This is a genomic window from Eggerthella sp. BIOML-A1 (assembly GCF_009875595.1).
Lineage (GTDB): Bacteria > Actinomycetota > Coriobacteriia > Coriobacteriales > Eggerthellaceae > Eggerthella > Eggerthella lenta.
This window is the reverse complement of record NZ_WWRZ01000003.1, coordinates 142,669-167,041: the sequence shown is the minus strand read 5'-3', so window position 1 is coordinate 167,041 and position 24,373 is coordinate 142,669. Positions and strand designations below refer to the sequence as shown.

Annotated in this window: 22 protein-coding genes; 19 read left to right on the top strand and 3 right to left on the bottom strand. The window is 63.7% G+C overall.

Features of this window, described 5'->3' with window-relative positions; genetic code table 11:
- The first annotated feature begins 104 nt into the window (after positions 1 to 104).
- From GT590_RS04245 to GT590_RS04205, 10 genes are all read left to right on the top strand, one after another.
- Complete coding sequence (locus GT590_RS04245; RefSeq protein WP_009607931.1) at positions 105 to 971, top strand: hypothetical protein; 867 nt, start codon at positions 105 to 107, stop codon at positions 969 to 971.
- A 99-nt stretch (positions 972 to 1,070) separates the two neighbouring features.
- Positions 1,071 to 1,784 (top strand): LytTR family DNA-binding domain-containing protein, encoded by a 714-nt coding sequence (locus tag GT590_RS04240; RefSeq protein ID WP_009608014.1) that lies wholly within the window; start codon positions 1,071 to 1,073, stop codon positions 1,782 to 1,784.
- 17 nt (positions 1,785 to 1,801) lie between these two features.
- Positions 1,802 to 2,482, top strand: a complete 681-nt coding sequence (locus GT590_RS04235) for a hypothetical protein (RefSeq protein WP_205289552.1) — start codon at positions 1,802 to 1,804, stop codon at positions 2,480 to 2,482.
- A 78-nt stretch (positions 2,483 to 2,560) separates the two neighbouring features.
- Positions 2,561 to 2,689: a hypothetical protein gene (locus tag GT590_RS14660; protein WP_255458508.1), complete on the top strand. Its 129-nt coding sequence runs from the start codon at positions 2,561 to 2,563 to the stop codon at positions 2,687 to 2,689.
- A gap of 26 nt (positions 2,690 to 2,715) precedes the next feature.
- On the top strand, positions 2,716 to 3,627 hold the full coding sequence (locus GT590_RS04230; protein WP_226844274.1) for a sensor histidine kinase: 912 nt from the start codon (positions 2,716 to 2,718) through the stop codon (positions 3,625 to 3,627).
- Between the two features lie 8 nt (positions 3,628 to 3,635).
- Positions 3,636 to 4,388, top strand: coding sequence for a peroxide stress protein YaaA (gene yaaA / locus GT590_RS04225; protein WP_009306045.1), 753 nt, complete (start codon positions 3,636 to 3,638; stop codon positions 4,386 to 4,388).
- A 311-nt stretch (positions 4,389 to 4,699) separates the two neighbouring features.
- Positions 4,700 to 7,273 carry a leucine--tRNA ligase gene (gene leuS / locus GT590_RS04220; RefSeq protein WP_035578867.1) on the top strand — a complete coding sequence of 858 codons (2,574 nt, stop codon included), beginning with the start codon at positions 4,700 to 4,702 and terminating at the stop codon, positions 7,271 to 7,273.
- 269 nt (positions 7,274 to 7,542) lie between these two features.
- Positions 7,543 to 8,526: an endonuclease domain-containing protein gene (locus GT590_RS04215; protein ID WP_226844277.1), complete on the top strand. Its 984-nt coding sequence runs from the start codon at positions 7,543 to 7,545 to the stop codon at positions 8,524 to 8,526.
- Positions 8,523 to 9,584, top strand: coding sequence for an NADH:flavin oxidoreductase (locus tag GT590_RS04210; RefSeq protein WP_161170924.1), 1,062 nt, complete (start codon positions 8,523 to 8,525; stop codon positions 9,582 to 9,584). The genes GT590_RS04215 and GT590_RS04210 overlap by 4 nt, the downstream gene beginning before the upstream one ends.
- 208 nt (positions 9,585 to 9,792) lie before the next feature.
- The gene (locus GT590_RS04205) at positions 9,793 to 10,440 is read left to right on the top strand and encodes a vancomycin high temperature exclusion protein (RefSeq protein WP_050784832.1); all 648 of its coding nucleotides are present in this window, start codon (positions 9,793 to 9,795) and stop codon (positions 10,438 to 10,440) included.
- Between the two features lie 37 nt (positions 10,441 to 10,477).
- Here the strand turns inward: GT590_RS04205 and GT590_RS04200 are convergent, their stop codons facing one another.
- Together GT590_RS04200 and GT590_RS14740 are read right to left on the bottom strand one after the other, a co-directional pair.
- A complete protein-coding gene (locus GT590_RS04200; protein WP_156996094.1) occupies positions 10,478 to 11,137 on the bottom strand; it encodes an aspartate/glutamate racemase family protein in 660 nt (219 codons plus the stop codon).
- 5 nt (positions 11,138 to 11,142) lie between these two features.
- Positions 11,143 to 12,723 (bottom strand): response regulator transcription factor, encoded by a 1,581-nt coding sequence (locus tag GT590_RS14740; protein WP_086414994.1) that lies wholly within the window; start codon positions 12,721 to 12,723, stop codon positions 11,143 to 11,145.
- Between the two features lie 172 nt (positions 12,724 to 12,895).
- On the opposite strand from GT590_RS14740, the gene GT590_RS04190 reads away from it, so the two are divergent.
- The 4 genes from GT590_RS04190 to nrfD (GT590_RS04175) are packed head-to-tail and all read left to right on the top strand — an operon-like array spanning position 12,896 to position 17,230.
- Positions 12,896 to 13,627 (top strand): molecular chaperone TorD family protein, encoded by a 732-nt coding sequence (locus tag GT590_RS04190; protein ID WP_009306060.1) that lies wholly within the window; start codon positions 12,896 to 12,898, stop codon positions 13,625 to 13,627.
- Positions 13,624 to 15,819: a molybdopterin-dependent oxidoreductase gene (locus tag GT590_RS04185; RefSeq protein ID WP_086414993.1), complete on the top strand. Its 2,196-nt coding sequence runs from the start codon at positions 13,624 to 13,626 to the stop codon at positions 15,817 to 15,819. Before GT590_RS04190 ends, GT590_RS04185 begins: the two co-directional genes overlap by 4 nt.
- A 1-nt stretch (position 15,820) precedes the next feature.
- Positions 15,821 to 16,357 (top strand): 4Fe-4S dicluster domain-containing protein, encoded by a 537-nt coding sequence (locus GT590_RS04180; protein WP_009306064.1) that lies wholly within the window; start codon positions 15,821 to 15,823, stop codon positions 16,355 to 16,357.
- A gap of 6 nt (positions 16,358 to 16,363) precedes the next feature.
- A complete protein-coding gene (nrfD, locus tag GT590_RS04175) occupies positions 16,364 to 17,230 on the top strand; it encodes an NrfD/PsrC family molybdoenzyme membrane anchor subunit (RefSeq protein WP_009306066.1) in 867 nt (288 codons plus the stop codon).
- A gap of 194 nt (positions 17,231 to 17,424) precedes the next feature.
- Here nrfD (GT590_RS04175) and GT590_RS04170 read toward each other — a convergent pair whose 3' ends face one another.
- Positions 17,425 to 19,029 carry a helix-turn-helix transcriptional regulator gene (locus GT590_RS04170; RefSeq protein WP_009608191.1) on the bottom strand — a complete coding sequence of 535 codons (1,605 nt, stop codon included), beginning with the start codon at positions 19,027 to 19,029 and terminating at the stop codon, positions 17,425 to 17,427.
- A gap of 252 nt (positions 19,030 to 19,281) precedes the next feature.
- Here GT590_RS04170 and GT590_RS04165 point away from each other — a divergent pair, with 252 nt between their 5' ends.
- From GT590_RS04165 to GT590_RS04145, 5 genes are all read left to right on the top strand, one after another.
- Complete coding sequence (locus GT590_RS04165; RefSeq protein WP_229026908.1) at positions 19,282 to 19,866, top strand: molecular chaperone TorD family protein; 585 nt, start codon at positions 19,282 to 19,284, stop codon at positions 19,864 to 19,866.
- An 87-nt stretch (positions 19,867 to 19,953) separates the two neighbouring features.
- Positions 19,954 to 22,149, top strand: coding sequence for a molybdopterin-dependent oxidoreductase (locus GT590_RS04160; protein ID WP_015759988.1), 2,196 nt, complete (start codon positions 19,954 to 19,956; stop codon positions 22,147 to 22,149).
- Position 22,150: 1 nt separating this feature from the next.
- Positions 22,151 to 22,687: a 4Fe-4S dicluster domain-containing protein gene (locus GT590_RS04155; protein ID WP_009306074.1), complete on the top strand. Its 537-nt coding sequence runs from the start codon at positions 22,151 to 22,153 to the stop codon at positions 22,685 to 22,687.
- A gap of 6 nt (positions 22,688 to 22,693) precedes the next feature.
- Positions 22,694 to 23,560 carry an NrfD/PsrC family molybdoenzyme membrane anchor subunit gene (nrfD, locus tag GT590_RS04150; protein WP_009608189.1) on the top strand — a complete coding sequence of 289 codons (867 nt, stop codon included), beginning with the start codon at positions 22,694 to 22,696 and terminating at the stop codon, positions 23,558 to 23,560.
- A 153-nt stretch (positions 23,561 to 23,713) separates the two neighbouring features.
- Positions 23,714 to 24,361, top strand: coding sequence for a 4Fe-4S dicluster domain-containing protein (locus GT590_RS04145; RefSeq protein WP_009608127.1), 648 nt, complete (start codon positions 23,714 to 23,716; stop codon positions 24,359 to 24,361).
- Positions 24,362 to 24,373: the final 12 nt, after the last annotated feature.

Here is a 24,373-nt window from a genome sequence, read left to right as displayed (position 1 = left end):
GGAGTTTCGATGATCGCGGATGCATCCGCCAAAGCCGCCCACCTGCGAACAATGAGCACCCTCGTCGTGCCTTGTGTTGTCGCCTCTCTGGAGGCTTAGAGGGTATGCATCTGTCGAACACGATGCTCGACGTACTGGGCACTGCTCCGGTGGAAGCGGTCATCATCTACACCTGGAGCCGCGTGCTGCATATGCGCAACAGGGCCGCATTCTACCTTCTTATGTCAAGCTGCATGCTCGTGGTAGTGTTGACGCGCGGCGATGCGGGAACAGGGATGCGCTTCGCCTACCTCGTGTTCACGGGAGGCGTGCTGCCCTTCCTCATGGCAGACGAGCGTCCTGCGCGAAAAGTGTTCGTCATTGCGCTCATGAACGTGGCAATCATGATCGCCGAAGTGCTGGGGACGGCGTTGTGGTACGGCATGACGGGAATCGACATCATCGATTACGACAATACGCGGGCGCATCTCGGAGAGTTCGCGATCATGCACGCGGTCCATCTCGTCTTGATGATAGCGCTGTTCGCCGCGCTGCGCCTCGCTCTACAACGCGGCGAGTCTGCGGGATCGATGAATTTGCGGCTGTTCCTCTGGTTTCCGGTCGTGCAGGCTCTTCTGCTGACGGTTCCCCTGATTGCAGGGGTGTATGCCCGCCTGGGTTCCAGCGTGCTCTTCTACGGCATGTCGGTGCTTGCGATCGGGTGCTTCGTCGTGGATGCGATGCTGTTCGCTTCGATGGACCGCTACGCTCGCAAGCGGCATGAGGATCAGCGAGCCGCGCTGTTGCAGGGTCAGCTGGATGCGTGTCTTGCGCAGTGCAATGCGTTCGTCTTGGAGGTCGAGCAGACGGCGAGGATGCGCCACGACGTGCGAAACCAGGCTCATGCGGCTATGGCGCTTGCCGAGAGAGGCGACTATGTGCGCGCCCGTGATCATATATCATCGTTTCGGTCATTATATTTGCCGAAGTGACCGAAAAACCCGGAAGGGGCAAAAGCTTCATCGTATATAATCTCGTGGAGCGCAGCACGCTTATCCCCTCCATGCAAACCAGAGACGTTAGCCGATGCCATGTACCAGGTCGTAATAGTAGAAGACGATGCCGCCCAAGCCGAGATCATCCGGAGCATGATCGAATGCTCCCCGCGTGGCGGCGAGCTCGCCATCGAGCATGTTGTCGACGCCGAATCTTTGACGGCGCGTCTTGCGGAGGAACCGGCCATTGACGTTCTCGTGATGGATATCGAGCTGGGCTCGGAAGACGCGAACGGCATCGACCTCGTGAAGCGGTATTTCCCCGCAGGGTGCGGCACGCAGGTGATCTACGTCACCGGCTTCGTCGAATACTGCACGAGCGTGTACCGCACAGAGCATCTGTATTTTCTGGTAAAGCCGTTCGCGCAGGACGACTTGGACGACGCGTTGAGCCGCGTGCTCGAGCGGCTCGAGGCCGACTCGAGCAAGCCCCTGAGCGTTCGGCTTGGAAGCAGGGTAGTGCTTGTCGAGCCGAGCAGGATCAGCTATATCGAAAGCGATCGGCGCAAAGTACGCATCCATGCGGGAGCCGAGGAGATCGAAGCGTACGCGTCGTTGTCCGACCTCGCTGCCGAGCTGCCTGCTTCGTTCATCCAATGCCATAAGAGCTTCCTGGTAAACATGGATCACGTCAAGGAACTCAAAGCGGACAGCGTGGTGCTCTCGTCGAACCAGGTTGTGCCCGTGAGCCAGAAGCGCCGCAAGTTCGTGCGCGAAGCTGTCTTCTCGCGCGTGCAATCCAAGCTGTAGGACGGCGAGACTCTCGTATGCCCGATGCTCTCCTCGACATCATCGGGGTCGTTCCCGTGCAATTGGTGTTCGCCTATGCGCTCACCAAGATGCTCAATATTCGCAGGCTCTCCCTGTTCTGGGTGCTGGAACTTGTTTTCGTGCTGCTTATCTCCTCGTTTCGTTCAAGCATGAGCGTCGAGTTCAGATTGGCGGCCTCCGTGCCGCTCGCCCTCATTCCCATATTCCTATCGCAGGGAAGCCTCGCGCGCAGGATTCTCGTCGTGACGCTGGCGCACCTGGTGCTTTTCTTCGCAGAGCTGCCCGGCGGCGCCCTGTGGATGTCGATGACCGGCACGCCGGTCGCCGATTACGAGGCCGTTCGAACGCATCTTGGCGCTTTTTTCCTGACTCATGCGGCTCATATGGCTCTGCTCGTTCCGCTTCTCGCGATGCTCTGCATGCTGCTTAACCGTTTCGGCAGCGCTCAGGAACGGGGAATGGGCGAATGGCTGCCCGTGCTTTTTTCCTTGGTACAGCTTGTTCTGGTGAACGTGATGATCCTTTTACCGCTCGGCTACATCCAGGAATCGATGACGTATTACGGCGCAAGCGTGGTGCTGGCGCTTGTCGGTTTCGCGGTCGATCTGCTGCTGTTTGAGGCTATGGGTCGCTTCGCCCAAAAGCGGCGCGACGATGTCCGTGCGACGATGCTCTAAGAGCAGCTGGATCGGTATCTAGCGCGTTGCGGGGAGTTCGTTTCGGACATTGAGCATACCTTGAAGGTGCGGCACGATATGGGCAACCACGTACAGGTGGTGCTTGCCCTGTCGGAACGCGGCAACTTTCAAGAGGCCCACGAACATCTTGCCTGCATGGCCGAGGTGCTTAACGATACCCGCCGAAGCGAGGAGGCAGTCTTATGATCGTGCGGATGATCATCGCGGTAGGCGTGCTGCTGCTGATGTGCGCGATTATGGCGGTGCTGGCGCGCCGGCTGCGCGGCGTGCCCCCGACGCGTCTTTTGATTAACCTTTTATTCCCGTTCAGCCAGCTGTGCATCGTTGCGTTCCTCTTTTATTATGCGATTGCCTACGAGCTGCCTTTTTGGATGTTCGCGCTGGTCGCGGTCGTGGGCGCCTTGTGCGGACCGGTCGATCTCGTGCTGTTCAAAGCGTTGGAGGAGTCCGAGAAGCGCGAGCTGTCCCGCGAGCGTGTGCGTCTGCTGGAAGAGCAGTTGCAAGCGCAGGAACAGTATTTGCGGCGTTTATCGGCGGACATCGATGAAGCGCGCCGCGTTCGCGAAGACGTCGCACGCGAGCTAGCGGCGGTGGACGATCTGCTGCAACGGCAAGAGGCCGAACAGGCATCGCGGGGGCTGATGAAGGCGGTCGGCATCATGGATTCGTCCTGCAAGCGCTCGTGCGAGCACCAGGTGGTCGATGCCCTCGTCTCGATGAAGGCTGCCGTATGCGCGGAGCGAGGCATTCGACTCGAGCTCGATCTGGCGCTGGCCGACGATGTCTCTCTGCCGAGCGTGGAGCTGTGCGCGGTGTTCTCGAACCTGCTGGACAACGCTGTCAGCGCATGCGGCAAGGTGCCGGAGGGCGCGCGGTTCATCAAGCTGAAAGCACGTGTGGATGCCGGCTATCTGGCAGTGCGGATGGAGAACAGTTGCGCGCCGGCTGAACCTGGCGAGGCCCGTCGCGCTCCGCGCCGTTCGCGCGGCGACCGCCTTCCCGAGCACGGCTGGGGCCTGAACATCCTCAAAACCCTCGCCGACCGTCACGACGGCACGTTGGAAACCGTGCAGGAAGATGGCGTGTACCGCACAACGGTGTTGCTGAAACTGGATGCAAGGTGAGGTGGGATATGAGGTTCATCGTTTCTCCTGCTAAGAAGATGAGCGTGGTCGACGATGCGTTTGGATGGCGCGATCTGCCGATGTTCGCGGATCGGGCTGCGCGTCTGGCCGATACGGTGCGGGCGCTCTCGTACGACGAGGCGAAGGCGCTGTGGCAGTGCAGCGACGCGCTGGCCGAACTCAACTTCGAACGCTTCCGCACGCTCGAAGTGCGCTCCGGCGCGTTGACGCCGGCGGTGCTGGCCTACGAGGGCATCCAGTACCAGAACCTTGCGCCGCAGGTGATGACGATGGAGCAGTTGGATTACCTGCAGGAGCATCTGCGCATCCTCTCGGGGCTCTACGGCGTGGTGCGCCCGCTCGACGGCGTGGCGCCGTACCGCCTGGAAATGCAGGCGAAGCTCGCGGTGGACGGCGCGCGCAATCTCTACGAGTTCTGGGGCGACAGCCTGAGCCGCGTGCTCGCGGCCGAAACGGACGTCATCGTGAACCTGGCATCGGTGGAATACGCGAAGGCCGTCGTTCCCTCTGCGGATCGCTGCGGGGCAAGAGTGCTCACCTGCCTGTTCGGCACCGTCGACGCGCGCGATCGCCTCGTGCAGCGCTCCACCGCCGCGAAAGCCGCGCGCGGTACCATGGTGCGCTGGTGCGCCGAGAACGCCATTAAAGAACCTGCCGACCTGCAAGCCTTCGATGCGCTCGGCTACGCGTTCGATCCCGCTCGGTCGACCGACGATTGCTATGTATTCGTTCAGAAATAGCCATGCATAACCTCAAATAATCAAACAAACGGTTTTGACTCGAATTGATGACTCCTCTGAGCGCAAAGCTTTGCGAGAAGTTCTCGTGAATCGCCTGACGAATGCGGACCACCATGGACGACGAGGTCTTGTCGTGTTGCGCACGCCGGAGTGCATCGAGCTTTCGAATCCCGGCGGTTTTCGGGTGGATGTGAAAGCCGCCATTTCGCGCATCGGACAATATCACTATAATAGGAGCATTCGCGAACAATTGGCCCACCCGTGCGGACGCGCATGGGCGGGCGACGGCCTGACGAGGAAAACCAATGACCATGAAACCGTACAACCCGCACGAGATCGAACCCCGCTGGCAAAAGGAGTGGGACGATGCCGACCTGTACAAGGTGACCGAGGATCCCTCGAAGCCGAAGAAGTACGTGCTCGAGATGTTCCCGTACCCCTCGGGCGACATCCACATGGGACACGTGCGCAACTACACCATCGGCGACGTCGTCGCGCGCTACTACAAGATGCGCGGCTTCGACGTGCTGCATCCCATGGGTTGGGACGCGTTCGGCCTGCCGGCCGAGAACGCGGCCATCAAGCGCAACAGCCATCCGGCCAAATGGACCTACGCCAACATCGACACGCAGAAGGCCAGCTTCAAGCGCATGGGCTTCTCGTACGACTGGGACCGCACCGTGGTGGCGTGCGACCCCGAGTACTACCGCTGGGGCCAGTGGATCTTCCTGCAGTTCTGGAAGCGCGGTTTGGTCGAGCGCCGCAACAGCCCGGTGAACTGGTGCCCGAACTGCGCGACGGTGCTCGCGAACGAGCAGGTCACCGAGGGCGAGTGCTGGCGTTGCCACGGCGCGGTGGAGAAGCGCGACCTCACGCAGTGGTACTTCAAGATCACCGACTACGCCCAGGAGCTGCTGGACGACCTCGACCAGCTGGACGGTTGGCCCGAGCGCGTCAAGCAGATGCAGGCGAACTGGATCGGCCGCTCCGAAGGCGCCGAAATCGACTTCGTGCTGTGCGGGCCCGACGGCGAGGCTCCGGCCGAACCGACGGCCGACGATGTGATCACCGTGTTCACCACGCGTCCCGATACCTTGTTCGGCTGCTCGTTCTTCCTGCTGGCGCCCGAGTACAAGGGCCTCATGGAGCTGGTGGAGGGCACCGAGTACGAAGCCGCCGTGCGCGAGGTGGTGGAAGGCGCCGCCAAGGTGAGCGCCGTCGAGCGCGCCCAGGGCGACCGCGAGAAGCACGGCGCGTTCACCGGCCGCTATATGGTGAACCCGGTGAACGGCGAGAAGGTGCCCGTGTGGGTGGCCGACTACATCGTGAGCGATTACGGCACCGGTGCGGTCATGGCCGTGCCGTGCGGCGACCAGCGCGACTTCGAGTTCGCGCGCAAGTACGACCTGCCCATCATTCCCATCATCCTGGGCGAGGACGATCCGCTGTATCCCGAGCTCAACGGCGTGCAGGAGCGCCGCGTGACGTCGGTCGATTGGGAAGCGGCCTACGATGCCGAAGGCGTGCTGGTGCAGTCCGGCAAGTACACCGGCATGGTGGGCGGCAAGCATTCGCCCGCCGTCGATGCGATCATCGGCGACCTCGCGGCCGAGGGCAAGGGCAAGAAGACCGTGCAGTTCCGCCTGCGCGATTGGCTGATCAGCCGTCAGCGCTACTGGGGCAACCCCATCCCGGCCGTGCACTGCCCGGAATGCGGTCTCGTGCCCGTGCCGGAGGAGGACCTTCCGGTGCGCCTGCCCGAGGACATCGACCTGGCTGCAGGCGAGACGCTTGCCACGCACGAGGCGTTCGTGAACACGACGTGCCCGGTATGCGGCGGCCCGGCGAAGCGCGAGACGGACACGATGGACACGTTCACATGCTCCAGCTGGTACTACCTGCGCTACACCGATCCGCACAACGAGGAGCTGCCGTTCGCGCCCGAGAAGGCGAACCGTTGGATGCCCGTCGACCAGTACATCGGCGGCATCGAGCATGCCATCCTGCACCTGCTGTACAGCCGCTTCTACACGAAAGTGCTGCGCGACCTGGGGCTGCTTGAGTTCGATGAGCCGTTCTCGAACCTCTTGTGCCAGGGCATGGTGAAGGACGAGCACGGCGAGACCATGTCGAAGTCGAAGGGCAACGTCATTGCCCCCGAGGACATGATCGCCGAGTACGGCGCCGACGCGGTGCGCGCGTACATCCTGTTCATGGCCCCGCCCGACAAGGACCTGCTGTGGGACGAGGGCGGCCTGGCGGGCATCTACAAGTTCATGAACCGCGCTTGGCGCATTGTGAACGACCTGATGGGAGCCGCCGACGAGGAAACGCTGTTCCAGCCGGGCGCGTCCGAGGACGAGGGCATCAAAGCGCTCGAACAGCTGGTGCGCGAGCGCCATCGTGTGGTGGGCAAGGTGGTCGACGACTTCGACCGCAACAACTTCAACACGGCCCTCGCCGCCATCATGGAGCTGACGAACGCGGCGAGCGACTACCTGCGCAAGCGCTCGCCCGAGCAGCGCGCCGCCTGCGAAGAGTCGCGCGCGGTCGATGCCGATGTGGCCGAAGTGCTGGTGAAGCTGCTGGCTCCGTTCGCGCCGCACTGGGCCGAGGAGCTGTGGCATGCAGTGCTGGGCAAGGACGGCTCGGTGCACACGCAGCCGTGGCCCGAGTTCGACCCCGAGCAGGCCAAGGCCGACGAGGTCGAGCTGGCTGTGCAGGTGAACGGCAAGGTGAAGGCCAAGATCATGGTGGCCGCCGATGCTGCCGAGGACGACATCAAGGCCGTAGGCCTTGCAGCCGTCGAAGCGGCGCTCGAGGGCAAGGACGTTAAGAAGGTCGTCGTGGTGCCCGGCCGCCTGGTGAACATCGTCGCGAAGTAGAGGACGGGCGGCGCGCCTGCGGGTGCGCGGGTTGTGACATAGGAATGCGAGGGCGGCTCGGGTATTCGGGCCGCCCTCGCTGTATTCGGAACGCGGGCTGGCTGATTTTGGCACAAATTCACGGGTAGGGGAATGATAGGGGCCGAATCGGCCAGGTTTGAGCGAGTGGGACGAGCGTATGGCCAGGTCGGCCCCTCGCGCCCGGCAATCTGGCGGCCGGATGATTCCCCTACCCGCAAATTCGTGCCAGAATGTGGTATCATGCGTTCATGGATATGCTTATCGGACATATATCGGCGCTTGAATATTGGCGCACGGTGGGCGAGCGTTTCTTGCGAACGGGTCGCCAGCGCCGAGCCGCTACGAGACGGGCCCGCGCCGTGATGGCGGCGAAGGAGAAGCCCCGCATAGGCGAAGGGAATCGGCGTCCTGCAGGATGCGCCCTTCCCTTGCACGTGCTGATTGCCGATGCATGCGTTCGCACCGAAACCGAGGGAGTGGTCACGCATACCTGGGGAAGCCCGTTTCCCGACACCGCATTCGCCGAAGCGGGCGAGGGGTTTTTGATGAGCGCGCCGGAATTCTGCTTCCTGCAGATGGCGGGTTGCCTGTCGCTCGTCCAGCTGATTCAGCTGGGATTCGAGTTGTGCGGCACGTACGCCCTCGTCGGGAGCGCCCCGGCGGTTCGCCGTGCCGCCCCGTTGACGACGAAGGCCAAGCTAGCTGCTTTTGTCGAGCAGTCATCCGGGGCGCGCGGTTGCAAGAAGGCGGCTCGTGCCGTGCGGTACGTCCAGGACGGCGCAGCCTCGCCGATGGAGACCATGCTTGCCATGATGCTGTGCCTGCCCTACGGTCTGGGCGGTTACGGTTTGGAGAAGCCGCTGATCAACCATCGTGTCGACGTGCCTTCCAGCTCTAAAAGGCTGGCCGATCGCGCGTACTGCGTATGCGATCTTTGCTGGCCGGAGGCGAAGCTGTGCGTCGAGTACGATAGCGCGCGGTACCACGTCGACCCCGATCGGCAAGACAGCGACGCGCGAAGGCGCAGCACGCTGATCGCGTTGGGCTACACCGTGGTCACGGTGACGCGCGGCCAGGTGATGGACGCCGGCGCGTTCAATCGCTTGGCGCATCAGCTGGCCAAGCAGACGGGCAAACGGCTTCGGTACAGCGACCCGGATTTCACGCGCAAGCACCGCGCATTGCGGTCGGAGTTGTTGCAGACATTCGCACTCAAGGAGGATGCGCGATGAGCGTGTTGTTCGAGGAGATGGAAATAGGCTCGTTGCGGGCGAAAAACCGACTGGTGCGAGCAGCCACCTACGAGGCGTTAGCCGATGACGGTGGGCATATGACTCCTGAGCTGACGGCGATCTACGAGGAGCTTGCCGATGGCGGGGTAGGTACGATCATCGTGGGGTATGCACGCGTTATGCGAAACGAACAGCCGAATCCTCGGATGCTGGGCATCTACGACGACTCGTTCGTCCCCGAATTCCAGGCATTGACGGACATGGCTCACGCGCATGGGACGGCTATCGTATCGCAGATCGTATACGGCGGCTCGGCGACGAAGCTCCAGCCGCCCAGCAGGCGCATCCTCGGGCCGTCGGCCGTCGCCAACCCGAAGACCGGCATCGTGCCGGTGGAGGCCACGGTTGCCGATCTGCATGAGCTCGCCCAAGCATTCGCCGACGCGGCGGCCCGTGCTCAAACTGCCGGATTCGATGGCGTCGAGCTGCATGCGGCGCACGGCTACCTGCTCAGCCAGTTCTTGAGCCCCTTGCTCAACAGGCGCCGCGACGAGTACGGCGGTGCCCTGCGGAACCGTGCCCGCTTCCTTGTCGAGGTCGTCGACGCTGTGCGCTTGCGAGTGGGCGCGACGTTCCCACTGATCGTAAAGCTGAACAGCTCCGACGGCGTGGAGGGCGGCCTGACTGAGGACGACAGCATTGAAGCGGCGAAGCTGCTGGCGGCTCACGGCGCGTCGGCTATAGAAGTGAGCGGGAACTGGCGGAACTGCCGTGTGCGCGACTTCGATGGAGAGCCGTTCTTCGCTCCCTATGCGAAGCGGCTTGCGTGCGAGGTCGACATTCCCCTGATCCTTACCGGAGGCAATCGGCGGCTCGATGCGATGGAGCGCCTTGTTGTTGAAAGCGCCGGCGGCATAGCGGGTTTCGGTCTTTGTCGGCCGCTTATCTGCGAACCGCGACTGGCGCGACGCTGGCGGGTCGATCCGCAGGCGAAGCCCCGCTGCGTTTCGTGCGATAAGTGCAGCACGATGCCGGGCCATCGCTGCATCTTGGAATGAGACAAGGGAACGGGGTTTACGACTCATAGCCCGCGACGAGTCGTAAACCTCGTTCCCTTGTCTCCCTTGTCTCCTCGAACCCGCGCAATTCTCATGTAATCGGCTTCAAGTTTCGATGACGGGCGCGGAATGCGTAGCGGGTTCGGTGCGGGATTTGCTATCATCGACGCTTATGACGCGACGCAAGAAACATGGATGGTTGAAGACGATGCTGGGTTTGATGCTCGGATGCATGCTCGTGGTCGTCGCCGTGTTCGCGGCGACGAACGTGGCGACCATCGCCACGACCAAAGATCGTATCGTCGAGCCGCAATCGGCGGTCGGCTTCGATGCCGACGCGATCGTTGTGCTGGGCGCATCCGTGTTCGCCGACGGCACGCCGTCGGGCATCTTGCGGGATCGGCTGGACGACGGCATCGCGCTCTACAAGGAAGGTGTGGCGCCGAAGCTCATCATGAGCGGTGACAACAGCACGGTGTCGTACAACGAGGTGCAGGTGATGAAGGACTACGCCATTTCCCAAGGCGTGCCGAGCCACGACATCTTCTGCGACCATGCAGGCTTCTCCACGTACGAGAGCATGTATCGTGCGAAGCACGTGTTCGGCGCCGAGCGCATCGTGGTGGCCACCCAGACCTATCATCTGTATCGTGCGCTGTACGCCGCGCAGGGTCTTGGCCTCGAGTCCCTCGGCGTGGCCAGCGACTACCATGACTACTCCAAGCAGCTCCAGTACGATCTGCGCGAGATCCCCGCGCGCACGAAGGACTTCTTCAAGACGCTGTTCAAGGTACCTTCGACGTTCGTGGGCGACCCCATCAGCCTCGATCAGTCCGGCGACGTCACCGAGGGCTGACGGGGAGTGTCAGAGGTGCGTCAGGGGCGCGCGATTCTCACGCTAGCAGCGCCAACAGCGCCTGCGCTTCGCAGGTCACCGGGTCGAGGACGGGGATGCCGACGGCTCGTTCGAGCTGCGGCGCCAAGCCGATAGTCGAAAACCCCGTGCAGGCGAGCGCGATGACCGCTGCGCCTTCTTCGCGCAGGCGTCGAGCCGCCGTGACAGCGGCGTGTTGACCTGCGGGCGTGTTCAGATCGCGCGTGTCGCGAACGCCGTCGGGTACGAGGTTCGCCAACAGACGCTCGCCTAAGATGCGCGGGAACGCGGGCGGCGCGTCCGGCGTGATGCCGATGACGCCTACCGGCCCCTCGTGAAGCGCCGCGGCGGTGGCCATGCTTTCGCCCGCGCCCACCACCGGCACGCCCACGATGGCGCGCGCTTCGGCTACGCCGGGGTCGTCGGCGCAGCTCACTATGATGCCGTCCGCTTCCTGTTCGACCAGCTGACAGGCAAGCGCAATCACTTTAGGTTCGGCAGTGCGCTTCGTAGCGGCATCGTGCACGCCCTCGGGTTGATCGGGAATGCAGCGCGACACGACGCGCACCTGAGGAAACGCACGCTCGATGAGCAGCCCATGCGCGTCAGCCTGTTCTTGATCCTGCGTGATGACGCGGATGACTCCTACAGTCCAGGTGGGGTGAAAAACGGTATCCATGGCGATCACTCGTACTTTTCGATAAGGTCGATGAGATCCTGCTTCGAATGCAGGGCGGTCTTTTCCAGGATGCGCCGCGTGTGCGTGCGCACGGTGCTCTCGGACACGAACAGCGCCTCGGCGATCACCTTGGCCGAGCGCCCGCGCGCCAGGTAGGGGAGCACCTCGGCTTCGCGGCGGGTCAGCCCGTAGTACGAGGCTATCTGCTCGAGCACGTCGCCGTCGGGCTCGGAGGCGGATTCGTCGCCTCGCGCTTCGTCGGCGGAGGCGATCTGCTGGCGGGGGCAGGCGGCTCCGCATCCCGCTGCGCACGAAACGGCCGCGGCTTTCCCTTCGGCGTCTTTCGCCTTGCTGGCGCCGAAGCTCAAAAACGAGAACCGATTGCCGCCCTGCTGGAACAGCGCCAGCATGGCCAGCACGTAGACCGCGCCCACCGACACGCCGATGACCAGCATGGATGGGCTTTCGGGGATGAGCATCACCACGTAGCCGATGCCGATGCCCACCAGTCGTGCGATGATGGACACCCCTCGCACGATGCCGCCTACCACGAAGCCCGACACGCTGAAGTCGTATGCGGTCGACGCCACCATATACCAGATGATCACGTCGAATACGCCGTAGCACGCGCTCATTACCGTGTTGAGCTCCACCGGGTACGTACTCCAGAACATCGGCATGAGCGCGAACAGCACCACGAGAATGGGCACGATCACCTTGAACGTAAGCGCCAGATCGGTGCGGCGTCGCGCGAACAGCACGAGCCCGATGAGCGCCACGGCGGCCACGATGTTGGCGATAAGCGGCAGCCGGTGAGCCTCGTAAGCCGAGTCGACTGAAGCCACGGTCATCTGCCACACGTAGCCGAACAGGCACGACAGCACGAGGCTGGCCACGATGAGACTGACCAGCGAGCCGAGCGCCGTGCGGTAACGCCCCGAGTCGGCCGTGATTGCGGGCCGATCGTCGGTTTCTTCGCGGTTGCAGCGCGTCAAGCACAGCTGCGAGAGCACGGGCAGCGGCAACATGAGCAGCAGCGCCGGAACCCCCAGCTCCTCCGAGCAGAACGAGAACGCGACGAACAACAGCGCGGTCAACAACAGCACAACGGGCAGATAGAACGAAGTGCGCGACGGATGCATGCGCCCGAGGCACTCGGCCCAGCTTCCCCAGAAGTAGCCGTATCCCACGCCGGCTAGAACGGAGCCCAGCACGAGCGGGACGACGGCCATCGTCTCCGTCAGCAATCCGGCGCTTCCGGCCATGCCCGAGCCTGTCATCAGCACGAGCCCTGTCACGATGCTCACCGTGAACGCCGAAGCGGGCAGTTTGTCGTAGAAGGAGTGGTCGCGTTCCGTGCGCGAGGCCACCAGGAACAGCGTGGTCATGTTCGCGACGAACGAGATGATCACGACGAGCGTCTGATATCCCGTGGTGTTCACCGGCCCCGACAGCAGGATGGAGCTGCGGAACGTGAGCATGCTGCATGCCCAGAAGAAAGCGAGGCCGAGGTGGCGTATACGAAGCGTTTTCCACACCATGCGCATGCTGCGTCGATCGCGCGGGCGCGATAGGCGTTCAGGCATGAACAATCCCTCCTCGTCCTTGGCGCCGCCTGTTTCTCTGAGAACGGCGCATGGCTCCCTTTCATCTTGGAAAAGCTTATCATCAGCGCAAACAATCAAATCATCAATAATTGATGATACTGTCCCGAGACCCTCATCATAGCATTGCCCACGCCGAAGGAAGGGGGCTGCGATGATCGACGGGCAAAATGATACCATAGTAATAGGATTACAGGCGTGCGCTCCGGTTTTCGCGACCGGCTCGATTGACGACGCAGCGGAGGCCGGCGAAGAGGGCTCGTGCTGCAACGGGTTCCAAGTCGATTGGCTGTCCGAAGACGTTCGCCGCTTGCTCGCTGCTCACGGCTTTACCGCCCCCGATCCAGTGGATAGCGTCGCGCGCCGCATGGTGGAGCGCGAGGTGCTCACGCCGGGCATGCCGCTTGCGGCCATGCCGGTGGAATCGCTCTACAAGCCGTGGACGTCTTTGCCGGGCTCGCAGTTCGGCGGAGCGCGAGGGCTGTACTTGGGCGATGCGGCGCGCCATGTGCAGGCGCTCTACGAAGCGCTTAAGGTGGAGATTCCGAAGCGTTTCGCGGCGATGCCCGACCACCTGTCTCTTCTGTGCGAGCTGCTTGCGCTCTACATGGAAGCCGGCAACAAGGAGGCTGCCCGCCTGCTTGCACAGGATCACTTCGACTGGCTCGACGCCTACGACGCGGCGCTCGACGAGCGCGCGGAGCGGGCGGCCTCGGCTTCGGCCTTCGACGAGGAGGAGCGCGCCGCTCTGGCGCGCGGCATCGGCCAGGTGCGCGCGTACGTTGCGCTTCTGGGCGAGCTCGCGCGACATGCGGGGCAGGGCGCACCGACGCCGAACGAGGCGAAAACGGCACCAACAAGGGAGGAAAGAAAGGAAGCGAAATGAACTCATCCGTAACACGGCGGACGTTCCTCAAGGGGTCGGCGGCCACGGCGGCGCTGGCTGCGACGGGCGCGGGCGTGTGCTCTCTCGGCGCATGGCAGGCCGAGGTGGCTCACGCCGAAGGCTCGTACGAGCGCAAAGAAGGCGCATCGCTCTGCAACGGCTGCTCCAGCAAGTGCGGCCTCGTGGCCACCACGCTGGGCGGCCAGCTGTTCACGCTGCGCGGCAGCGACGTGCATCCCTACGCCAAGGGCACCATCTGCGGTCGAGGTCACGGCGTGGCGCAGATCGCCTATTCCGACGAGCGCCTGACCCAGCCCATGCGCCGCGCGGCCGACGGTTCGTTCGAAGCTATCGACTGGGACACCGCGTTTTCCGAAATCGGCGCCAAGGTGAAGGACATTCTGGCCAAGAACGGCCCCGAAGCCCTGGCAATCGTCCAGGATCCGCGCCCTTCGGGCAAGGAGTACTCCAAGCGCTTCATCAACGCGCTCGGTTCGGCCAACATCTACACGCACGGCGCGGCCTGCAACTCCTCGAAGGAGGCGGGCTTCGCGCAGACCATCGGCACGGGCAACTTCTCGGTCGATTTCGGCAACTCCAAGATGGTCGTGTTCATCGGTCGCAGCTACGGCGACGGCATTCGCCCCTCGTCGGTGCAGAGCCTGGCCGCCGCGGCCGACAAGGGCACGCGCATCGTCATCGTGGATCCGCGCCTCAACAACTCGGGCATCTTCGCCACCGACTGGGTGTCCATCAAGCCCGGAACCGACCTGGCGTTTCTGCTGGGTATCTGCAACGTGCTCATCGAAGAGGACCTGTACGACCATGAGTTCGTCGAGCAGAACGCCGTGGGCTTCGACGAGTTCGCCGCGCAGGCCAAGGAGTACACCCCCGCGTGGGCCGAGCAGCAGTGCGGCGTGCCGGCGGCCACCATCGAGGAGATCGCCCGGGCGCTTGCCAAGGCCGCTCCGGCCGCGGCCGTCGAGGCTTCGTGGCGCGCGGCGTTCGGATGCGCGCATCAGAACTCGTTCGACACCGCCCGCGCGGTGACGGCGGTGAACGCGCTTCTGGGCAGCTGGGGCGCGAAGGGAGGCGCGCTGCTCACGTCCTCGCCGAAGGCGGGCGACATCGACAAGCAGAAGTTCCCCTCCGCTCCGAAGCCCGAGGCCAAGCGCGTGGGCGACAAGGAGTACCCGCTCGCTCCCAGCGGCATGGGATCGAACCTGGCCGTGCTGCAGGCGGCGCTCGACGGCGCTATGAAGGGCGTGTTCTTCTACAACTCCAACGCCGTGCAGGGCTACGCCCAGCCGAAGGTGTGGCGCGAGGGGTTGGAGAAGACCGATCTCGTGGTCACCATCGACGTGCAGATGTCCGAGACGGCGCTCGCGTCCGACTACGTGCTGCCCGAGTGCACCTACCTCGAGCGCATGGAGCTGCCCGAGTTCATCGGCGGCAAGAAGCACTACGTGGCCATGCGCACGCAGGTGCTCGAGCCCATCCACCCCGAGACGAAGCCGTGCGACGAGATCTTCGCCGGCCTGGCCGAGGCGTGCGGCGTGGGCGAGTACTTTCCGTTCACGGTGGAGGAGCTTGCGGCTGCCCAGCTTGAGACGGTGGGCGTGAGCCTGGACGAGCTCAAGGAGAAGGGCATCGTGGAGCTTTCCGATCCCGGTTTCGAGTACAAAACCCCCAAGTTCAAGACCCCGACTGAGAAGTTCCAGTTCTCGTCCGAGGCGGTGGGCGAGGCGGGCCTCAACCCGGTCATCGGCTGGACGCCGCGCCTCGTGGAGCCCAAACAGGGCGAGTTCTACCTGGTGGGCGGCAAGCAGGGCATCCACTCGCACACGATGACCCAGAACGTGGCCACGATGAACGCCATCTCGCGCGAGTACGGCTTGGAGCGCGCGTGGATCTCGGCGCAGGATGCGGCCGACCTGGGCATCGCCGACGGCGATATGATCGAGATCGCCTCGAGCGAGCATACCGGCCAGGTGGCGGCGCGCGTGACGCAGCGCATGCGCCCGGGCGTGGTGTTCCTGCCCACGCACTACGGCGGATCGTCGCCGTACCAGAGCCGCGCGTACCAGTTCGGCTTGAACATGACCGATTTCGTGCCGTTCCACATGGAGCCCGGCACGGGTGCCACCATGAGCCAGGAAGTGGCCGTCACGGTGAGGAAGGTGGAGGCGTAACATGACCCGCTACGGAATGCTCATCAACACCAAGAAATGCGTGGGCTGCTACGCCTGCCGCATGGCGTGCCAGATGATCAACAAGCTGGAACCCGAAGAGGCGTTCATCAGCTACAAGGAGATCGAGCAGGGAACGTATCCCAGCGTGTACGCCGAGACCGTGCCCGTGCAGTGCATGCACTGCGAGAACGCCCCCTGCCAGCAGGTGTGCCCGACGCACGCCACCTACACCACCGAATCCGGCGTGGTGCTGGTAGACGAGGAGAAGTGCATCGGCTGCAAGTACTGCATGGCGGCGTGCCCCTACGGCGTGCGCATCCAGATCGAGAAGACCGGCGTCATCGAGAAGTGCCGCTTCTGCTGGTACGAGGGCGAGCCGGGCAACCCGCCGGCGTGCGTGGGCACCTGCATCTCGGGCGTGCGCGTGTTCGGCGACCTCGACGATCCCGACAGCGACATCTCGCGCGAGATCGCCCGCACGAACGCCCAGCCTATCGCGGGCGACCTGACCGAATCCAAGATCTATTACGTGAGGTGATGAACCATGGTTTGGGGACCTATGATCGCATGGTACCTGTTTCTGGCCGGCGCGTCGGCAGGTGCCTTCCTGACCTCGGCTTTCGTTGAGGTGAAATATCCCGAGAGCGTGAAGATGCGCGTGGCCGGCCGTATCATCGCCCCAATTTTCCTGGGGATCGGCCTGGTCATGTTGATGCTGGACGCCGAAGCCGGCCTGCACAACCCGCTGCGCTTCTTCTGGCTCATCGCTAACCCCGGTTCCGTGATGACGCTGGGCGTGTACTTCATCTGCGTGTTCATGCCGGTGGCGCTGGTTTCCGCGCTGCTGGAGGTGCTGAAGAAGCGCGTGCCGAAGTGGCTCACGTGGATCGGCATCGTGTTCGCGTTCGCCGTGGCGGCCTACACCGGCTTCCTGCTGGGCGTGGTGAAGGCGTTCCCGCTGTGGAACAACGCGGTGCTGCCCATCCTGTTCGTGGTATCGGCGCTGTCGGCCGGCCTTGCGGCCACGTCGCTGGTTGGCCTGCTGGTGGATCGCGAGCGCTTCGAGCAGATGTGGCTGATCAAGAAGTCGCATGTCATCCTGTCGGCCATCGAGATGGTGGTGCTGGCCACGATGCTGGTCATCGTGAGCGCCGGCAGCGTCGAAGGTGCGGCGTCGGTGTACTCGCTCGTGGCCGGTCAGTACGCTCCGGCGTTCTGGGGAGGCATCGTGCTTCTGGGCCTGGTGGCTCCGTTCATCATCGAAGGCTACCCGGTGTTCATCACGAAGCGCGTCGAGACCTCGATGACTTCGATGGTGGTCAGCGTCATCGGCGAGGCGGGCGTGCTGGTGGGCGGCTTCATGCTGCGCCTGCTGGTGGTTCTGTCGGCGCTGCCGGTGCTGTACCTGTAGAAGCCGCCGTATCGAGCGGGCATCATGACATAGCATTGCCTGACAGGCGCCGCACCCCTCCGCGGCGCCTGTCTCTTTTTGCGCGCGGCATCCAGCGGGTCGATTGTCGCTCGAAACGGTCGGAATCGTCGCGGAAACCGACCGTTTCGAGCCACGGCGCGCGGATGTCGAGGGGCGTCGGGGAGGGGGAGATGTCAGCGGTATTTCTCGATGAGGTCGATGACCTGTTGTTTGGAGTGCAGGTCGGTTTTCTCCAGAATGCGGCGGGTGTGGGTGCGGATGGTGTTCTCGGACACGAACAGGGCATCGGCGATGACGCGCGCCGAACGGCCGCGCGCGATGAAAGGCAGCAGCTCGGCCTCGCGTCGCGTCAGGCTGAAGTCCTCGGCGATCTGCTCGAACACGGCTTCTTCGCTGAGGGGCGCGTCGTCCGGCCGGGTTTCGGGAGCTGCAGGGGCAATGGAGGCTGCGGGAGCTTCAGCCGCCTGCACGACGGGGGCGATGACGGCGGCCGGCGCGTTCGCCGGCTCTGCGGGCGGTGCGTTCGTCGCAGGTGCGGCCGCCTTCTTTTCGATCGGCTCGTCCTCCACCACGATCGGCATGCCCTTGCGACGCGTGCGGTAGAACAGTCCCAGCATGGCAAGCACGTACACTGCGCCCACCGATATACCAACGATCAGCAACGACGGGCTTCCCGGCACGAGCATGAGCAGATAGCCGATGCCGATTCCCAGCAGGCGCGCCAGGATTGACAATCCGCGCACCAGAGCGCCGATGACGAAGCCCGAAACGGCGAAGTCGTAGGAGGCCGACACCACCATGTACCAGATGATCACGTCGAACGTCCCGTAGCATGCGCTCATCACGGCGTTGAGCACCACGGGGCTCGTCTCCCAGAAGAACGGAAGCACGGCGAACAGGATGACGATGACGGGCACGATGACACGGTATGCCAAGGCCAGGTCAAGACGCTTGTGGGCGTATAGCACAAGCCCGATCAGGCATACGGCCACCACGAGGTTCGCAACGAGCGGCGCCTGGTGCGCCTCGTTCACCGATCCCACCGACAACACCGTCATCTCCCACACGAGCCCGAACAGCAGCGATAGCACGAGGCTGGCCACGATGAGCGTGACCAGCGAGGCGAGCGCCGTCAGGTAGCGTTTCGAATCCACGGTGCGCGCGTAGCGCCCGTCGGGAACCTCTGCATGGCACCGGCGCAGGCAGACGAGCGACAGCACGGGAAGCGGCAGCATCAACAGCAGCGGCGGGGCGCTTTCGTATTCGGCCGAGAGCGAGATGATCAGGAACAGCGCAGCTGTCAGCAAAAACGCCATCGGCACGTAGAACGACGTGCGCGAGGGGTGCATGCGCCCGAGGTACTCCGCCCAGCTTCCCCAGTAATAGCCGTAACCCACACCCGTCAGCACCGATCCTCCCACCAGCAGCGCCATCATCGTCGCGTCGCTTCCCAGGCGTCCGGCGACGTCGATGACCACGAGACCGATCATGATGAGCGCGCAGAACAGCCATCCGGGAAGGCGGTCGAACGTATGCGGATCGCGTTCCATGAACGCGGCGATGGCGAACAAGGTGGTCATGTTCGCGATGAACGAGACCAGCACGACGAGCGTCTCGAGCTCGGGCGTGTTCGCGGGCCCCTGCAGCAGGATGGAACTGCGGAACGTGAGCATGCTGCACGCCCAGAAGAAGGCGAGGCCGACGTGACGGAATCGCAACGTCTTCCAAACCATCCGCATGCTGCGGCGGTCGCGCGCGACCGCGATCCGAGTGCTCACATTCCTCCCTTTCCCGGTCGACGAACGGGTAGCCGTTCCGTGTCGAAGCCGCTTAACAACCGTGCTGATGACCCTATTCATCAGGTAAAACGTTCAAATCACCAGAAACTGATTACCCGACCCGTTCCGGTCGCGCCTAGGATTGGCGATGACGAGAAAGGACGGATCGTGTCCGTTATGACGAACGTAGCCTACATATTATCGCTCATTGCACCGCTTTTTTCCTACCTGAAAGAAGAGGATTACGTCTCCATGCAGCAAAACCTTGCATGGCTGGACGTGCGCGCGGCGGCAGGCGCTCCGCTGCAAGAGGCACTGTCGCTTCCGACATGGCCCGCTCGCTCGTCGTTTCAGAATGAACTGCTGGTGCCAGGCATGCCGCTGGCCGCTATGCCGGTGGAGTCGCTGTACAAGGCGTGGTCCACGCAGCAGGGCAACGCGTTCGGCGCTACGCGCGGGCTGTACTTAGGCGATCCTGCGCGGCATTTGTCCCAGGTGTATCGAGAGCTGGCCATCGAAGTCCCCGCGGAGTTCGCCTCGATGCCGGACCATCTGACGCTGGAGCTGGAGCTGCTGGCGCTGCTGCTGGACGCGGGCAACGGAGAAGCCGCCCGCCAGCTGGCTGCCGACCATCTCGATTGGCTTGACGAGTACGACGCTGCGTTGGCCGACCGCGCCGACATAGTGGCGCATAACGAAGCGCTCCCGTCGGTGCGCCGCCGGAACCTGCTGGACGGCATCGCGTTTTTGCGGGCTCTCGCGGCGCTCGCGCAGCGGACGGTGGGCGAAGCGCTCGCCTTCGCGAACGCCGCCGAAGGAGAGGCCGTCGCCGTATGACCTACCCGGCGTCCGCTGCTGCAAGCAGGCGCCGTGCCCATAGGTGAACAAGCAAGACGAGTGAACGATAAGAAAGGGAGGAAAGGAATGAGGGAGACAACGGTATCGCGTAGAACGTTTCTCAAGGGTTCGGCCGCTACGGCTGCGCTCGCCTGCGCCGCGGGTTCCATCTCGCTTGGCTCATGGCAGGCCGAGCGCGCGGCAGCGGCCGAACCGGCGGTCACGGCCACGGCCCCGTCGCTGTGCAACGGTTGTTCCAGCAAGTGCGGGCTTATCGCCACGACGGTGGACGGCCAGCTCTGGACGCTCAAGGGCAACGAGGTCCATCCGTACTCGAAGGGACGCATCTGCGGGCGCGGCCACGGTCTTGCCCAGATGGCGTACTCCGACGAGCGGGTCACGCAGCCTTTGCGTCGCAAGGACGACGGCACCTTCGAGCCCATCGACTGGGACACCGCGTTCAAGGAGATCGGCGCGAAGGTGCAGGACATCATCGCCAAGAACGGGCCTGAATCGCTGGCTATCATCCAGGATCCGCGTCCGTCGGGCAAGCAGTACTCCGCCCGCTTCATGAACGCGCTGGGTTCGGCGAACGTGTACGCGCACTCTTCTTCGTGCAACCTGTCGAAGGAGAGCGCCTACCAGCTGACCATCGGCGCCACCGGCTATTCGAACGACTTCGCCAATGCGAAGATGGTCATGTTCATCGGCCGCAGCTACGGCGACGGCATCCGTCCCTCGTCGGTGCAGAGCCTGGCCGACGCCGCCGAGCACGGCACCCGCGTGGTCATCGTCGACCCGCGCCTCAACAACTCCGGCATCTTCGCCAGCGACTGGGTGCCCATCAACCCCGGCACCGACCTGGCGCTGCTCATGGCAATGGCGAACGTGCTCATCGAGGAAGACCTCTACGACCACGATTTCGTGGAGCAGAACACGTACGGCTTCGAGGAGTTCGCCGAGCAAGCCAAGGAGTACACGCCCGAGTGGGCCGAGAAGATCACCGACGTCCCGGCCGAGACCATCCAGGAGCTTGCCCGCTCCATGGCGAAAGCGGCTCCGGCGGCTTCCATCGAGTCGGGTTGGCGCTCGGTCATCGGCTGTTCGTACAAGAACTCGTTCGAGACGGCGCGCGCCATCACGGCCATCAACTCGCTTCTGGGCTGCTGGGGCGCGAAGGGCGGCGCGCTGATCACGTCCTCGCCGAAGGCCGGCGCTATCGAGGACGCCCGCTTCAAGGCGCCCGCGAAGCCCGCTGCCAAGCGCATCGGCGATGCGGAGTACCCGCTGGTCCTGGCCAGCGCCGGCACCAACGTGGCTGCGTTGCAGGCGACGCTCGAGGGTGAGATCAAGGGCCTGTTCTTCTACAACTCGAACGCGGCGAAGGGCTACGCGCAGCCGAAGAAGTGGACCGAGGCTCTGGAAAAGACCGACCTCGTGGTCACCATCGACGTGCAGATGTCCGAGACGGCTCAGCAGTCCGACTACGTGCTGCCCGAGGTCACGTACCTGGAGCGCCTGGAGCTTCCGGAGTTCGTGGGAGGTAAGAAGCACTACGTCGGCATGCGAACAGTGGCCTTGGAGAAGATCCATCCCGAAACGAGGACGTGCGACGAGATCTTCAACGGCCTGGCGGAAGCGTGCGGCGTGGGCGAGTATTTCCAGTTCACCGCCGAGGATTGGGCTGAGGCGCAGCTGGCAACCGTGGGCGTGTCGCTTGACCAGATGAAGAAGGAAGGCGTGGTGGAGCTGCCTGACCCGCACTTCGAGTACGGCGTGCCCACGTTCAAAACGGCGTCGGGCAAGTTCGAGTTCAAAACCGACAAGGTGGGCGAGGCCGGCCTCAATCCGGTGATCGGCTGGATTCCGCGCAAGGTGACGCCCCAGAGCGGCGAGTTCGCCATCGTGGGCGGCAAGCAGGGCATCCACTCCCATACCATGACCCAGAACATCGAAGCCCTGCACGCCATCTCGCGCGAATACCACATGGAGCGCCTCTGGATGGCCGCCAAAGACGCTGCCGACCTGGGCGTGCAGACAGGCGACACCGTGGAGGTGTCGTCGAGCGAGCACACCGGCCAGGTGGAAGTGCGTGTGACGCAGCGCCTCAAGCCCGGCGTCGTGTTCCTTCCCACGCACTACGGCGGCGACGCGCCTGCACAAACCCGCGCATACCATTACGGCATCAGCCTGACCGACTTCATCCCGCTGGACGCGGAGCCGGGCGTCGGCTCCATGATGAGCCAGGAAGTTGCAGTCACGGTGAAGAAAGTGGAGGCGTAACATGACCCGCTACGGAATGCTGATCAACACGAAGAAGTGCGTCGGCTGCTCGGCCTGCCGCATTGCTTGTCAGATGAAGAACCATCTGGATCCCGAAGAATCGTTCATCAAGTACCACGAGATCGAGACGGGGGAATACCCCAACGTGTACAACGAGATCGTCCCCACCCAGTGCATGCACTGCGAGGACGCGCCTTGCGCTGCCGTGTGTCCGACGCATGCCACCTACATCACCGATTCCGGCGTGGTGCTGGTGGACGAGGAAAAGTGCATCGGCTGCAAGTACTGCATGGCTGCGTGTCCTTACGGCGCCCGCATCGTGCAGGAGAAGACCGGTGTGGTGGAGAAGTGCCGCTTCTGCTGGGACGGCGAAAAACCGGGCAATCCGCCGGCGTGCGTGGGAACCTGCATTTCGGGTGCGCGCATCTTCGGCGATCTGGACGACCCGGATAGCGAGATCAACCAGGCTATCGCGAAATACCACGCACAGCCGCTCGCTGACAACCTGACCGTTTCGAAAATCTACTACGTGAGGTGATGAACCATGGTTTGGGGACCTATGATCGCATGGTACCTGTTTTTGGCCGGCGCGTCGGCGGGAGCGTTCCTGACGTCCGCGTTCGTCGAAGCCAAGTACCCCGAGAGCGTGAAGATGCGCGTCGCTGGCCGCATCATCGCTCCCATCTTCGTCGGCATCGGCCTGCTCATGCTCATGTTGGACGCCGAAGCCGGTCTGCACAACCCGCTGCGCTTCTTCTGGCTCATCTCGAACCCCGGTTCCGTGATGACGCTGGGCGTGTACTTCATCTGCGTGTACATGCCGGTGGCGCTTGCCGTGGCCGTTCTCGAGATACTCAAGAAGCGCGTGCCGAAGTGGCTCACGTGGATAGGCATCGTCGCGGCGTTCGCCGTGGCGGCCTACACCGGCTTCCTGCTGGGCGTGGTCAAGGCGTACCCGCTGTGGAACAACGCCATATTGCCCATCCTGTTCGTGGTGTCGGCGCTGTCGGCGGGCCTCGCTGCCACGTCGCTCGTGGGGCTGATCGTGGATCGCGAGCGCTTCGAGCAGATGTGGCTGATCAAGAAGAGCCACGTCATCCTGTCCGCCGTTGAAATGGTCGTGCTGGCCACGATGCTGATCATCGTGAGCGCCGGCAGCTTCGAAGGCGCCGCGTCGGTCTACTCGCTCGTGGCCGGGCAGTACGCTCCGGCGTTCTGGGGCGGCATCGTCCTTCTGGGTCTTGTCGCGCCGTTCCTTATCGAGGGCTACCCGGTGTTCATCGCCAAGCGCGTGGAAACGTCGACGACCTCGATGGTGGTCAGCGTCATCGGCGAGGCCGGCGTGCTGGTGGGCGGCTTCATGCTGCGCCTGCTGGTGATTTTGGCCGCCCTGCCCGTGCTGTTCCTCTAGCTCACCCGTGCGCCCCGCCCACCCCCTGGCGGGGCGCTGGCGGCCGGATTCCCCCTCCCTTTCTCTTCCGGCCGCTTTTCCTCTTTCATGGGCGCTGCGCACTCCCCCTCCGCGCCGCGCCCGTCTGTATTCCGACGAATCGAGGTGGCATCTATGGAAGAATCCCACGTTCCGCATTGGGGCATGGTCATCGATCTTGCGAAGTGCGTCGGGTGCGATTCGTGCACCGTGGCGTGCAAGGCCGAGAACCGCACGCCTCCGGGCGTCACGTACAACGTGGTGCTGGAACAGGAGACGGGCGCGTATCCCAACGTGCGTATCGAGGCGATCCCCCGTCCCTGCATGCAGTGCGAGAACCCCGCCTGCGTGTCGGTATGCCCGGTGAGCGCGACGTACCGCGGCGATGACGGCATCGTGGTCATCGACGCCGACCGTTGCATAGGCTGCAAATACTGCATCGCCGCGTGCCCGTACGGCGCGCGCTCGGCCGACGAGGGTTCGTCGTACGCAGTCGAGATGCAGGCGGCCGATCAGGTGACGGCGCCCGAGTACGGCGTGGACCACGGCGCGCGCGGGAAGTACCGGGGCACGTACGGCACCGTGCGCAAGTGCACGTTCTGCGCGCACCGCATCGCCGAGGGCGAGGCGCCCGCGTGCTGCGAGACGTGCATCGGCGACGCGCGCTACTTCGGCGATCTGAACGATCCGTCGTCGAAGGTGGCGCAGCTGGCCGCTTCGCCGCGGGCGTTCCGCCTGCGCGAGGAGCTGGGCACGAACCCGTCCGTCTACTATCTGAAATGAGCGAGGTGAGCA